This window comes from Elstera sp., assembly GCF_044372965.1.
Lineage (GTDB): Bacteria > Pseudomonadota > Alphaproteobacteria > Elsterales > Elsteraceae > Elstera.
Genome location: NZ_JBILQX010000106.1, coordinates 1 through 11,661 on the forward strand (window position 1 = coordinate 1; position 11,661 = coordinate 11,661).

15 protein-coding genes are annotated in these 11,661 nt (G+C 63.9%); 5 read left to right on the forward strand and 10 right to left on the reverse strand.

What is annotated here, in order from left to right:
* Positions 1 to 446: phosphotransferase (locus tag ACIQ36_RS13235; protein WP_395830005.1), on the reverse strand; the 446-nt coding region annotated here is incomplete at its 3' end.
* Between the two features lie 5 nt (positions 447 to 451).
* A complete protein-coding gene (ispH, locus tag ACIQ36_RS13240; protein ID WP_395830008.1) occupies positions 452 to 1,402 on the reverse strand; it encodes a 4-hydroxy-3-methylbut-2-enyl diphosphate reductase in 951 nt (316 codons plus the stop codon).
* Positions 1,403 to 1,541: 139 nt separating this feature from the next.
* Here ispH and ACIQ36_RS13245 point away from each other — a divergent pair, with 139 nt between their 5' ends.
* Both ACIQ36_RS13245 and ACIQ36_RS13250 read left to right on the forward strand, forming a co-directional pair.
* Positions 1,542 to 2,087 (forward strand): hypothetical protein, encoded by a 546-nt coding sequence (locus tag ACIQ36_RS13245; protein WP_395830010.1) that lies wholly within the window; start codon positions 1,542 to 1,544, stop codon positions 2,085 to 2,087.
* Positions 2,088 to 2,345: 258 nt separating this feature from the next.
* Positions 2,346 to 2,777 (forward strand): hypothetical protein, encoded by a 432-nt coding sequence (locus tag ACIQ36_RS13250; RefSeq protein ID WP_395830012.1) that lies wholly within the window; start codon positions 2,346 to 2,348, stop codon positions 2,775 to 2,777.
* On the opposite strand, the gene ACIQ36_RS13255 is transcribed toward ACIQ36_RS13250, so the two are convergent.
* Genes ACIQ36_RS13255 through mnmG form a run of 4 tightly spaced genes read right to left on the reverse strand, consistent with a single transcriptional unit; the run spans position 2,774 to position 6,978 of the window.
* The gene (locus tag ACIQ36_RS13255) at positions 2,774 to 3,685 is read right to left on the reverse strand and encodes a ParB/RepB/Spo0J family partition protein (RefSeq protein ID WP_395830015.1); all 912 of its coding nucleotides are present in this window, start codon (positions 3,683 to 3,685) and stop codon (positions 2,774 to 2,776) included. The two genes, ACIQ36_RS13250 and ACIQ36_RS13255, sit on opposite strands and share 4 nt — an antisense overlap.
* Positions 3,682 to 4,500 carry a ParA family protein gene (locus tag ACIQ36_RS13260; protein WP_395830018.1) on the reverse strand — a complete coding sequence of 273 codons (819 nt, stop codon included), beginning with the start codon at positions 4,498 to 4,500 and terminating at the stop codon, positions 3,682 to 3,684. Before ACIQ36_RS13260 ends, ACIQ36_RS13255 begins: the two co-directional genes overlap by 4 nt.
* The gene (gene rsmG / locus ACIQ36_RS13265) at positions 4,490 to 5,107 is read right to left on the reverse strand and encodes a 16S rRNA (guanine(527)-N(7))-methyltransferase RsmG (protein ID WP_395830020.1); all 618 of its coding nucleotides are present in this window, start codon (positions 5,105 to 5,107) and stop codon (positions 4,490 to 4,492) included. Before rsmG ends, ACIQ36_RS13260 begins: the two co-directional genes overlap by 11 nt.
* On the reverse strand, positions 5,104 to 6,978 hold the full coding sequence (gene mnmG, locus ACIQ36_RS13270; RefSeq protein ID WP_395830034.1) for a tRNA uridine-5-carboxymethylaminomethyl(34) synthesis enzyme MnmG: 1,875 nt from the start codon (positions 6,976 to 6,978) through the stop codon (positions 5,104 to 5,106). The genes rsmG and mnmG overlap by 4 nt, the downstream gene beginning before the upstream one ends.
* A gap of 66 nt (positions 6,979 to 7,044) precedes the next feature.
* Here mnmG and fabI point away from each other — a divergent pair, with 66 nt between their 5' ends.
* Positions 7,045 to 7,842: an enoyl-ACP reductase FabI gene (gene fabI / locus ACIQ36_RS13275; protein ID WP_395830022.1), complete on the forward strand. Its 798-nt coding sequence runs from the start codon at positions 7,045 to 7,047 to the stop codon at positions 7,840 to 7,842.
* Between the two features lie 12 nt (positions 7,843 to 7,854).
* Here the strand turns inward: fabI and ACIQ36_RS13280 are convergent, their stop codons facing one another.
* The 4 genes from ACIQ36_RS13280 to ACIQ36_RS13295 form a co-directional block, all read right to left on the reverse strand.
* A complete protein-coding gene (locus ACIQ36_RS13280) occupies positions 7,855 to 8,187 on the reverse strand; it encodes a type II toxin-antitoxin system HicB family antitoxin (protein WP_395830024.1) in 333 nt (110 codons plus the stop codon).
* The gene (locus ACIQ36_RS13285; RefSeq protein WP_395830026.1) at positions 8,184 to 8,438 is read right to left on the reverse strand and encodes a type II toxin-antitoxin system HicA family toxin; all 255 of its coding nucleotides are present in this window, start codon (positions 8,436 to 8,438) and stop codon (positions 8,184 to 8,186) included. The genes ACIQ36_RS13280 and ACIQ36_RS13285 overlap by 4 nt, the downstream gene beginning before the upstream one ends.
* 64 nt (positions 8,439 to 8,502) lie before the next feature.
* A complete protein-coding gene (locus ACIQ36_RS13290) occupies positions 8,503 to 9,480 on the reverse strand; it encodes a quinone oxidoreductase family protein (protein ID WP_395830028.1) in 978 nt (325 codons plus the stop codon).
* A gap of 15 nt (positions 9,481 to 9,495) precedes the next feature.
* A complete protein-coding gene (locus tag ACIQ36_RS13295) occupies positions 9,496 to 10,191 on the reverse strand; it encodes a dienelactone hydrolase family protein (RefSeq protein ID WP_395830030.1) in 696 nt (231 codons plus the stop codon).
* Positions 10,192 to 10,322: 131 nt separating this feature from the next.
* On the opposite strand from ACIQ36_RS13295, the gene ACIQ36_RS13300 reads away from it, so the two are divergent.
* Together ACIQ36_RS13300 and mnmE are read left to right on the forward strand one after the other, a co-directional pair.
* Positions 10,323 to 10,682 (forward strand): (2Fe-2S) ferredoxin domain-containing protein, encoded by a 360-nt coding sequence (locus ACIQ36_RS13300; protein ID WP_395830032.1) that lies wholly within the window; start codon positions 10,323 to 10,325, stop codon positions 10,680 to 10,682.
* Positions 10,683 to 10,687: 5 nt separating this feature from the next.
* A partial coding sequence (mnmE, locus tag ACIQ36_RS13305) for a tRNA uridine-5-carboxymethylaminomethyl(34) synthesis GTPase MnmE (RefSeq protein WP_395830036.1) occupies positions 10,688 to 11,661 on the forward strand: 974 nt, incomplete at its 3' end.

Genomic DNA, 11,661 nt, shown 5'->3' on the forward strand with positions numbered 1-11,661 from the left:
GCCCAGCCGTCCACCGACAGCGAATTGACCCGACGCAGGGGGAAATCCGCCCCGGCCTTATGCAGCTTGCCCAACGCCTCACCCAACTCCGCCGTATGCCCCGGCAAAATCCGGCGCGGCCAGACCCCTGCCAAGAAGCTGACCATCGCGGCGGGGCGGTCGCGCAAGGTGCGCAAGCGCTGGCCGGTTTCAGTGGTCAGCGGGATCGGGCAGGAGAGGCCGCGCGCGGCGAGATGGTCCATCAGTCCGATGAAGAACGGCAGATCGTCCGGGTTCACGCGCTTTTCATAGAGGGTGAGGATATAGCGGCCCTCGGTGGTATTGATGAGGAAGTTGGAATTCTCCACCCCCTCGGCGATACCCATATAGGACGTAACCTCGCCGATGCCGTAATCGGCCACAAAGGCGCGCAATTCTTCATCGGGAATATCGGTGTAAACAGCCATTCGGATTATCCCGCCAGCGCCTTGGGCAGTTTGAAGGTTACGGTTTCCTCGGTGACGCGAATCTCGCGGATCGTCACACTCCGGTGCTGGCGCGCGGCGGCGATGACCTCATCGACCAGCACTTCCGGGGCCGACGCGCCCGCCGAGAGCCCGAGGGTGTGAATATCGGCAAAAGCCGCCCAATCGATCTCGCTCGCCCGCTGGATCAGCCCCGCACGGGGGCAACCCGAGCGTTCCGCCACTTCCACCAGCCGCCGCGAGTTGGAGGAATTGGGCGCGCCGATCACCAGCAGCGCCTCGCTTTGTTCGGCAATCGCCTTCACCGCTTCCTGCCGATTGGTCGTGGCATAGCAGATATCGCCCTTGCGCGGGCCTTGCAGCGCGGGGAAGCGCGCTTCCAGCGCCACCACAATATCCTTGGTATCATCGACCGACAGGGTAGTTTGCGTGATATAGGCGATCTTGGCGGGATCGGGCACCGCAACGCGTTCGGCCTGGGCCAAATCCTCGACCAGCGTGACCGAGCCCGGCGGCAGTTGGCCCATCGTGCCGATCACCTCCGGGTGGCCCTTATGGCCGATCAGCAGAATATGCAACCCCGCCTCATGGTGCCGTTCGGCTTCAAGATGGACTTTTGAGACGAGCGGGCAGGTGGCATCGAGATAGATCATCTGCCGCCGCTCGGCTTCTGCCGGAATCGCTTTGGGCACGCCGTGGGCCGAAAAAATCACGGGCCGATCATCGGGCACCTGATCCAACTCCTTCACAAAGACCGCGCCCTGGGCCTCCAGGCTTTCGACGACGAAGCGGTTATGGACGATCTCATGGCGCACATAGACCGGCGCGCCGAACTTCCGCAGCGCCTGTTCGACAATCTGAATCGCCCGGTCCACCCCGGCGCAAAAACCGCGCGGGCCAGCAAGTAACACCGTCAGCGGCGGAAGAGACTCTGTCATCGCACCTATCCTTCAAAGCCGCTGCACCCTAAATCGCTTTACCTTGCAAGGACAAGCCTAACCCCCACTCGCCGCAGTAGGAAGCGGGCGCGCGGGCTGCTATGTAAGAGGCCTTGGTTTCGAAAAGGGGTTTACGAGCATGGGTGCGGTTTCGACGGCGGTTCGGTTGGGGGCTCTTGGCCTAGGGCTTATGCTTGCTGCGTGCAGCAGCCCGGCGACCACATCCACCGTGCCACCCTGCCCGCGCGTGGGCATTCTGGCCGATGCCGCCCGCATGACGGTTTTCCGCGATGGGCCGGGCCGCGACATTACCGACGTGCAATCGCTCTCCCAAATCGGGGGCTTCTCCGGCTCCTGCTATTACACCGATAAGCAGCGCACGGTGATGGTCGATCTGCGCATCGAAGTAACCTCCGAACGCGGGGCTGCCGCCAACGGGCCGCGCGGTGCCGATCTGCCCTATTTCGTCAGCATTCTGAATAAGAACCGCGACATCATCGCCCAGCAAGATTTTACCTTGCGTGCCGACTACCCGGTCAACAGCGTCCGCGTCGGCCTGTTCGACGAAATCGAACAGCGAATTCCCCTGAAAGAGGGGGAGTATGGCGATGCCTACGAGGTGCTGATCGGCTTCCGCCTCACGCCGGACCAGTTGGAATGGAACCGGCAGAACCGCCGCCGCTAAGGCTGCTCGTCTGCGTAAACCGGCGTTTCGGACGGGACCGCCCATCCTGCGCCGCGCGCGGATCGGAGAAGCTCCTTAAGGCGCTAGTGCCGATGCTGGCCGCCCTCGACCCGCCGATTGCCGCTTTCCCCGCGCCGTGCCAGGGACGGTGTAGCCGGGGGCCGGTGGTCCGAGCGATGCCGACGGGAAGTCTGTTTTTGGACGTTCATCCGTCCGATAGCTCTGTGATACTCAATCACTTCATTGCAGGAGGGCGCGATGATAGCTGACGCCGGTTTTTGGCTCGTCCTTGCCGCGATACTGAGTGCCATTGCGGGGCTCTTACATGGGGCGATTATTATCGGTGGCCCTGCCTGGTATCGCTTCTTCGGCGCTGGCGAGAAAATGGCGCGCGCGGCAGAAGCGGGACGCCCGTATCCTGCCCTCATCACGCTTGCCATTATGGCGGTCTTGCTAACCTGGAGCGCCTATGCCCTCAGCGCGGCCAGACTGATCCCCGAGCTTCCTTTTTTATCGTTCGCCCTGAGTGCGATTACCGCGATCTACCTTGTGCGCGGCCTCGCCCTTATTCCGCTCTGGCTTTCAAAACGCGCCGCGACGACCCAGTTCGAGATTTGGAGTTCCGTCATTTGCCTAGGTTATGGCGTCGTTCATGCCGTTGCCCTCACTAAAGTTTGGCCGACGCTCTAACGAATCCGCTGCAGCAGATCGTCGAGTTGCTCCAACGACGCATAATGCAGCACCAACTGCCCACTTTCGCCCTGCATCAGAATCTCCACCGGCACGCCGAGCTTATTGGCGAGATCGGCTTCCAGCGCCAGCGTGTCCGGGTCTTTCACGCCGCCCACTGCCGCTTTCGGGCGGCGGGCTTTCGGCGCGGGCGGGGCGAAGATCGGCTGGCCATCGCGGGCGCGCTGGGCCATTTGCTCCACGGCGCGAACCGAAAGCTTCTTGGCGATGATCTGCTCGGCGGCTTCCTCGGGGTTCGGCAGCGTGAGCAACGCGCGGGCGTGCCCGGCTGAGAGCGCGCCGCTTTCCACCAACTCGCGCACGGCTTCCGGCAGGTTCAGCAGGCGCAGCATATTGGCGATATGGCTGCGGCTTTTACCAAGGTGATTGGCCAGCACTTCCTGCGTATGGCCGAACTCATCCATCAGGCGGCGGTAGCCTTCGGCTTCTTCCAGCGGCGTGAGGTCTTGCCGCTGGATGTTTTCCAGCAGCGAGACTTCCAGCGCCTGCCGGTCGGTCATATCGCGGATGACGACCGGGACTTCGTGAAGCTGGACCGCCTGGGCCGCGCGCCAACGCCGCTCCCCCGCAACGATTTCGTATTTGTTATCGCCGAGCGGGCGGACGATTAGGGGTTGGACGACCCCCTGTTGCCGCACCGAGGCGATAAGCTGTTCCATCGCCTCCGCCTCGAACCGGCGACGCGGCTGATAGCGGCCCGGCGTGAGGTAGGAGATGGGAAGCGTGCGCGGGAGCGGCGGCGTGCCGCCCGTCGATTCTACCGCCGCTTGATCGGGCTCATCGTCGCCAAAAATCGCCGAGAGCCCCTTGCCCAAACGTCGGGGCTTCTTTGCCTTATCGTCGATCATGCCGCGACCCATTCCGTTTCTTGCTTCAACACTTCGCGCGCCAAATCCAGATAGGCGCGGCTGCCGGGGGACTTGAGATCATAGATCAACACGGGCTTACCGTGGCTGGGGGCTTCCGACACGCGCACATTGCGCGGAATCACCGCGTCATAGACCAGCTTGCCCATATGCTCGCGCACGTCGGAAGCCACAAGGTCCGACAGGTTATTGCGCTTATCGTACATGGTCAGCACGATGCCCTGAATGGTGAGGTCGGGGTTGAAGCTCTTCTTCACCCGCTCCACCGTGCGCAGCAGATGGCCCAAACCTTCCAGCGCATAAAACTCGCATTGCAACGGCACCAAGACGGCATCGGCGGCGACCAACGCGTTCAGCGTTAGCAGGCCCAACGAGGGCGGGCAGTCGATGAGGATATAATCATAGGGCAGCGGCTGCTTTTCCAGCGCGTCGCGCAAGCGATACTCGCGCTCGTCCTGATCGATCAACTCGAACTCCGCCCCGGCCAGATCGACGGAGGAGGTGACGAGCGACAGGCCCGGCACTTCCGTGCCCACGGCGGCATCGGTGATCGATGCGCCATCGGTCAGCACCTGATAGGCCCCAACCGAGCGGTAGCGCCGATCAATCCCGAAGCCTGTCGACGCATTGCCCTGCGGGTCGAGGTCCAACACCAGCACGCGCTTTTCACAGGCGGCGAGCGCGGTCGCAAGGTTCACCGCCGTCGTGGTTTTGCCGACGCCGCCCTTTTGATTGGCGACCGCGATCACCCGGCCTAACGGGGCGGCGGGGGCGGCCGAAGCGGATTCAGGAGACATTCTCAACATCCTTGATCGATAAGATCATGGCCGACGGGTGGGTGCGGCTCGGCGTGGTCGCCAGCGTAAAACGGTAGCGCGGCTGGGCCGCGTCCACTTCATTCTGCCAGGATTCACCCTTGAGGAACAATCCCTGCCAGCCGCCTGCGTCCACGGGACGCCCCACGTGATTAGCATAGGTCAGCAAATCGGCGAGCGGGGCGAGCGCGCGGGCCGTGACAAGATCGGCCTCCAGGGAGGGCAGGGCCTCCAGGCGCTTCGTATGAACCGTCACCGGCGCGTCGGTGAGGCGGGCGGCTTCGCGCAGAAAGGTGCACTTGCGACTATCGCTTTCGATCAGGTGCGTTTCGATCCCCGTGAGGATCGCCAGCACCAAACCGGGAAAACCGCCGCCGCTGCCCATATCGGCAATCCGGGTGGTACCGGGCGGCACCAACGGGAGAAGCTGGGCCGAATCCTCAAAATGCCGAACCCAGAGGTCCGCCACCGTGGAGGGCGCGATTAGGTTGATGCGCGGCTGCCACTTGCGCAGCAGCTCGGCATAGGTGTCGAGTCGGGCGCGTGTTTCACGTGAAACATCGCTGAGGATTGCCGGGCTTTGGGTCACGCGGCAACCGGCTTTTGCTTCACGTGCCGCAGCAGGGCAATCACCGCCGCCGGGGTGACGCCGGGAACCCGCGCCGCCGCCCCAAGGGTTTCGGGCTTTGCCGCGATCAGCTTCTGCCGCACTTCCGCCGACAGGCTGCCGACCTTGGTGTAATCCAGATCCAGCGGCAGGCTCAGCGCCTCATCCTTGCGGAAGGCGCGAATATCGGCCTCCTGCCGCTCCAGATACCCCGCATAGCCCGCGTCGATCACCAGTTGCTCCACCACATCGGCGCGCAAATCGGCAAGCTCGGGCCAAATCGCTGTGAGCCGGTCGATGGTAACGTCGGGGAAGCGCAGCAGATCGAGCGCGGTGCGCGCCACCCCGTCTTGGGTGATGGTCATGCCGCGTTTCGCCAGCTCGGTCGGCGTCATCTTCAGGCCAGTGGCGAGCGTGCGGGCCGACAGCAGCGCGGTCTCTTTCTCGCCGTAGACGCGGGCACGTTCAGAGCCGACAACGCCAACGGCGGTGCCGAGATTGGTCAGGCGCTGGTCGGCATTATCGGCGCGCAAGGACAGCCGGTACTCGGCCCGGCTGGTGAACATGCGGTAGGGCTCAGACGTGCCGCGCGTGGTGAGATCGTCGATCATCACGCCGATATAGGCTTGGCTGCGGTCCAGGGTGAAATCGGCTTCCCCGCCGCCTGCCCGGAGGGCCGCATTGAGCCCGGCAATCAAGCCTTGCGCGGCGGCTTCCTCGTACCCCGTGGTGCCATTGATCTGGCCCGCGAAGAACAGGCCGGTGACACGCTTGGTTTCCAGCGTCGCCCGCAGCTCGCGCGGATCGACGTAATCATATTCAATGGCATAGCCGGGGCGGATAATGACCGTCTTCTCAAGCCCCGGAATCGAGGCGATCACCAGCCGCTGCACATCCTCCGGCAGCGAGGTCGAAATGCCGTTCGGGTAGACGGTCGGATCGTCCAAACCTTCCGGCTCCAGGAAAATCTGATGCGCCGTGCGGTCGGCAAAGCGCACCACCTTATCCTCAATCGACGGGCAGTAGCGCGGGCCGGTGCTGGCGATCTGGCCGCTATACATCGGGGCGCGGTGCAGGTTTTCGCGGATAATGCGATGGGTGTCTTCGGTCGTATAGGTGATGCCACACTCGACCTGCGGCGTCATGATCCGATCCGTGAGGTACGAGAAGGGCGGCGGGGGCGTGTCGCCCTTCTGGCTCTCAAGGGCGGCCCAATCGATGGTGCGCCCATCGAGCCGCGCCGGGGTGCCGGTCTTCAGCCGCCCCAAGGCGAATCCGCGCGACAACAGCGCTTCCGACAGACCCAGCGCCGGGGGCTCGCCAACGCGGCCCGCCGGGATCTGGGTTTCGCCGATATGGATGAGCCCGTTTAGGAAGGTGCCCGTGGTTAGCACGACCGCGCCGGTGGCAATCTCGGTCCCATCGGCCAGCGCCACGCCGCGAATGCGCTCATCCACGCCGGGGGTGCCGGTGAAGCGCAGATCAACCGCCGCGCCTTCTTGAATGGTCAAGTTCGGCGTTTCGGCGAGCAGGTCTTGCACGGCGGCCGCATAGAGTTTGCGGTCGGCCTGGGCGCGGGGGCCGCGCACGGCGGGGCCTTTCGACTGGTTGAGGATGCGGAACTGAATCCCGCCCCGGTCGATGGCGCGCGCCATGATCCCATCAAGCGCGTCGATCTCGCGCACCAGATGGCCTTTGCCCAAGCCGCCAATGGCGGGGTTGCACGACATCGCGCCCACCGTGTCTTTCCGGTGGGTGAGCAACAGGGTGCGCGCACCCATTCGGGCCGCAGACGCGGCGGCTTCCGTACCGGCGTGCCCACCGCCCACGACAATGACATCAAATTTCTGCATCATGGCGCGGACCTTACGCAAAACCACGGGTTCCGGCAAGAGACGGACCCCTTAGGGAGCCCTGCAATGACGACAATCCCGAATCCTTTCGATCCCGCGCGCCTGCGCCTTGATGGCAAGAAGGGCCTGATCGTCGGTATCGCCAACGAACACTCCATCGCCTACGGCTGCGCCCAGGCCACCCGCGCCCTGGGGGCCGAGTTGGCGATAACCTATCTGAACGAGAAGGCGAAACCCCACGTCGCACCGCTGGCGGAGGGGTTGGGGGCCGACCTCTTCCTACCGCTGAACGTCGCCGAGCCGGGTGCCCTGGAGAGGGTATTCGAGACCATCGCCGCGCGCTGGGGCAAGCTCGATTTCCTTATCCATTCCATCGCCTTTGGCCCCAAGGACGATCTCCAAGGCCGCCTTGCCGACAGTTCCGGCGAGGGCTTTGCCGAGGCGATGGATATCTCCTGCCATTCCTTCATTCGCATGGCAAAGCTCGCCGAACCGCTAATGGTGGACGGCGGCACCCTGTTCGCCATGAGCTACCTCGGCGCGCAAAGGGTCGTGGAGCATTATAATTTGATGGGGCCGGTCAAAGCCGCGTTGGAAAGTGCCGGGCGCTATCTAGCCGCCGAGCTTGCGCCGAAAAACATCCGCGTCCATATCCTCTCCCCCGGCCCGATCCGCACCCGCGCCGCCTCTGGCCTTGAGGACTTCGACACGCTGATCGAAGAAACCCAGGAGCGCACCCCCGGCCACCGCCTCGCCACCATCGAAGACGTGGGCCTCGCCACCGCCCTGCTCGCCACCGACGCGGCGCGGATCATGACGGGCGATACGCTGTTCATCGATGGGGGGTTTCACCTGATGGGGTAGGGGGCATTCCCGCTATTGCGCGGCCTCTCTAATCGTCCCGGCGATCCATTCATTCAGGCTCTTTCCGGCTGCGGCAGCGGCGATAACCGCTGCCGCATGATCGTCGGGATCAAGGCGAACGTTGAACTTACCGGAGAATTTCCGGCGCGGCTCAATCCCCTTTTCCTGGCACATCGCAAGATAGACGGAGAGCGACTTACGACCTTCCTCGATTAGATCACTCACACTCTCGGCATAGAAATCTGCCCCGCCCGTCAAGCCAATAAACTCGCCGCGCAACATCTGAATTTCGGGATCGAAAGCGATGACCGCCTTCTCGCCGCCGATCTCTAAAACATTCTTCATGGCCTTACTCCGTGTTCGTCCAGCCATTTTCGGATACTGGCGACCGCCCCTTTGTCCGTATCCGGCGAGGGATGCGGGCGATGGAACACGCGCACCTCGCCGAATAGAACCACGCCGACGCGCGAGCCTTCCCGCGCGCTGATCTCCGCCCCGAGGGCCGCAAACAGCGCCTCAATATCCGCCCAACGGATCGAACCGCTGACCGGGCGGGCGAAGATCAAGTCCAGCGTGGCTTTGTGACGCTTCTTCACGGAGACATTAGTACCATTTATTAGCACCAACTTCGAGCTTGATGTTGGCGGCGGGCCAAACGCTCTACGGCAGCAGCACCGTCGCACCCGTGGTCCGGCGGTCGGCGAGGGCGATATGGGCGTCGGCCACGTCTTTCAACGCGAAGGTTTGATTCACGTGAACCTTGACCGCGCCTGATAGAACCGCGTCGAACAGATCACTCGCATTCGCCAGCAGGTCTTCGCGGGTGGCGATATAGTGGCCGAGGGTTGGGCGGGTGAGGAACAGCGAGCCTTTCGCCGCCAGCGTAAGCGGCTGAATCGCGGGCACGGGGCCGGAGGCATTGCCGAAGGTCACCATCATGCCGCGCGGGGCGAGTGAATCGAGCGAGCCGTCCCACGTATCTTTGCCGACTGAATCATAGACGACATCGACCCCGCGCCCGCCGGTGATTTCCTTCACTTTCGCGGCAATATCGTCTTGCCCGCTCACCAGCACGTGATCGCACCCGAGCGACTTGGCGAGATCGACCTTCCCGGCGGAAACGGTGCCGATCACGGTTGCGCCCAACTGCTTCGCCCATTGCACGGCAATCTGACCGACCCCGCCCGCAGCGGCATGGTACAGCACGGTATGGCCGGGTTTCAGCGGGAAGGTTTCCTTAATCAGATAGCGCGCGGTCATGCCGCCCAGCATGATGGCGGCGGCGATTTGGTCGCTGATGCCGTCCGGCAGCGGCACCAAACGGTTCGCCGGGTAAAGGCGTTTTTCGGCATAGGCTCCCGACGGGCCGCTAGCATAGGCCACCCGGTCGCCCAATTTCACATCGGTCACGCCAGGGCCAATCGCCTCGACCACGCCCGCGCCTTCCTGGCCGAGCACCAGGGGCAGGGGCAGCGGGTAAAGGCCGGTGCGCTGGTAGATTTCAATGAAGTTAAGCCCAACGGCGGTTTGCCGAATCAGCGCTTCGCCGGGGCCGGGGGCGGGAAGATTGATCTCTTCCCACTTCAACACCTCGGGGCCGCCGAACTCATAGAGGCGGATAGCATGGGTTTTCGTCATTGCGGGAAGCTCCGGTTACGCGGCAAGCGCGGTGCGCAGGAAGTCGGCGGTGCGGCTATTGGCGAGCGTCGCGGCCTCGGCATTATAATGCTCACCGCCAACGCGGGCGAAGGCGTGCTCCTGCCCCGTATAGAGGTGGGCGGTGATCCCCGGCTTTCCGGCCCAAGCGGCTAACACGTGATCGCGCTCTTCTGGCGGTAAGAACTTATCGAGCTCCGCCACATGGGCCAGCAGCGGCACTTTGATCTTGTCGAACTCGGGCACGAGGCCCCCCAGCATGACGCCATAGTAAGAGACCGAGGCGTCAACATCGGTCCCGATAACGCTCATCACCGCCAAGCGCCCGCCGAGGCAATAGCCGACCGTGCCGACTTTCCCGACGCCAAGGCCGCGCAGGTGCGTAATCGTCGCCTGAATGTCGCCAATGCCCTTAGCTTGATCGAAGCCGTTCAGCAGCGCGAAGGCCTTTTGCCATTCGGCTTCGGTCTTATCGGTAATATCAACGCCCGGCTCCTGCCGCCAAAACAAATCCGGCACCAGCACGTGATAGCCTTGGGCGGCGAAATCGGCGGCGAGATCGCGCATCACCTGATTGACGCCGAAAATCTCCTGAATCAGCACGAGCCCCGCTTTCGGCGTGCCCTCGGGCTTTACTTCATAGGCGCTGAAATTTTCGCCCGTAGGTGTGGTGATGGTAACGGTGCCCGGCATTGGTTTCTTCCCCGAAAGATTGCGCTGCGGCCATTGGACCGATAGTCTCAACACCGCGCAAGACTTGAAATTTAACAGGGTTAACCTGGGGACTAAACCGCCCGGTTCAACCCCCCGATACCGAGAGAGCGATGCCCCGTTTAGCGACCGATCCAGGCCTCTATTTCGAAGCCCATTTTTTCATGTGTACCAACCGCCGCCCCGATGGCCACCCGCGCGGCTCCTGCGCCGCCTCGGGCTCGGAGAAGCTGCGCGACTACGCTAAAGCCCGCGCTAAGGAACTCGGCATTAAGGGGGTTCGCGTGAATGGGGCCGCGTGCCTTGACCGCTGCGAGTTTGGGCCGACGATCGTCATCTACCCCGAAGGCATCTGGTATCAGGCGCGCACCGTCGCCGATATCGATGAGATTCTGGAAACACACCTGCGCCAGGGCGGGCGCGTGGATCGGCTGATGATCGCGCCGGATCAGAAGATCCCCGAAAAGGCGTGACCCCCGTGGCCGAGACGATCATCGCCGTCGCCACAGCCCCCGGCCGGGCGGGGGTCGCCGTTTTGCGCGCCTCCGGGCCGCAGGCGGGGGCCTTGGCCGAGGCCCTGACGCGCAAACCGCTGCCGCCCGCGCGAGAAGCCAAGCTCACTGGCTTCTACGATCCCGCCGACGGCGCGTTGCTCGATAGGGGCTTGCTGCTCTGGTTCCCCGCGCCGGGCAGCTTTACCGGCGAGGATGTGGCGGAGTTTCAGGTTCACGGCAGCCGGGCCGTGCTGGCCGCGCTACTGACCGCCGCATGCAGCGTGCCGGGCGTGCGCTTGGCCGAGCCGGGGGAGTTTACCCGCCGCGCCTTCGATCACGGCAAGCTCGACCTGACGGAAGTGGAGGGGCTGGCAGACCTGATCGACGCCGAAACCGAGGCCCAGCGCCGCCAGGCCGTTCGGCAGTTAGACGGAGCTTTGGGCGCGCTCGTCACCGGCTGGCAAGCCCGGTTGATGCGGGCGCTGGCCCATTGCGAAGCCACCATCGATTTCGTTGAAGAAGAAGACGTGCCCGCAGATCTTCTCGCCGCGACCCGGCCCGATCTCGCGGCCCTGCTCGGCGAGATGCAAACTCATCTGGCCGATGGGCGCGGCGAGCGGCTGCGCCAGGGCTTGACCATCGTCATTCTCGGCCCCCCCAATGCGGGCAAGTCCAGTCTGCTGAACGCGCTGGCGGGGCGCGAGGCGGCGATTGTTTCGGACCGGGCGGGCACAACGCGCGACGTGATCGAACTTCATCTCGATCTGGGCGGCTATCCCGTCACGCTGGTCGATACGGCGGGCTTGCGTGAAACCAACGATCCGATTGAGGCCGAGGGCATCCGCCGCGCCCGCGCCCGCGCCGATCAGGCCGATCTGGCGCTCGTGTTGCTGGACCGGGCCGACTGGCCGCGCGTGCCGGACGAACTCACCCCCTGGCTAACCCGCGCCGAAACCAT

Bases quoted from the DNA above. Each gene is read 5' to 3' on its own strand.
- ispH (WP_395830008.1), bottom strand. From the start codon at position 1,402: ATGACAGAGTCTCTTCCGCCGCTGACGGTGTTACTTGCTGGCCCGCGC.
- ACIQ36_RS13245 (WP_395830010.1), top strand. From the start codon at position 1,542: ATGGGTGCGGTTTCGACGGCGGTTCGGTTGGGGGCTCTTGGCCTAGGG.
- ACIQ36_RS13250 (WP_395830012.1), top strand. From the start codon at position 2,346: ATGATAGCTGACGCCGGTTTTTGGCTCGTCCTTGCCGCGATACTGAGT.
- ACIQ36_RS13255 (WP_395830015.1), bottom strand. From the start codon at position 3,685: ATGATCGACGATAAGGCAAAGAAGCCCCGACGTTTGGGCAAGGGGCTC.
- ACIQ36_RS13260 (WP_395830018.1), bottom strand. From the start codon at position 4,500: ATGTCTCCTGAATCCGCTTCGGCCGCCCCCGCCGCCCCGTTAGGCCGG.
- mnmG (WP_395830034.1), bottom strand. From the start codon at position 6,978: ATGCAGAAATTTGATGTCATTGTCGTGGGCGGTGGGCACGCCGGTACG.
- fabI (WP_395830022.1), top strand. From the start codon at position 7,045: ATGACGACAATCCCGAATCCTTTCGATCCCGCGCGCCTGCGCCTTGAT.
- ACIQ36_RS13280 (WP_395830024.1), bottom strand. From the start codon at position 8,187: ATGAAGAATGTTTTAGAGATCGGCGGCGAGAAGGCGGTCATCGCTTTC.
- ACIQ36_RS13290 (WP_395830028.1), bottom strand. From the start codon at position 9,480: ATGACGAAAACCCATGCTATCCGCCTCTATGAGTTCGGCGGCCCCGAG.
- ACIQ36_RS13295 (WP_395830030.1), bottom strand. From the start codon at position 10,191: ATGCCGGGCACCGTTACCATCACCACACCTACGGGCGAAAATTTCAGC.
- ACIQ36_RS13300 (WP_395830032.1), top strand. From the start codon at position 10,323: ATGCCCCGTTTAGCGACCGATCCAGGCCTCTATTTCGAAGCCCATTTT.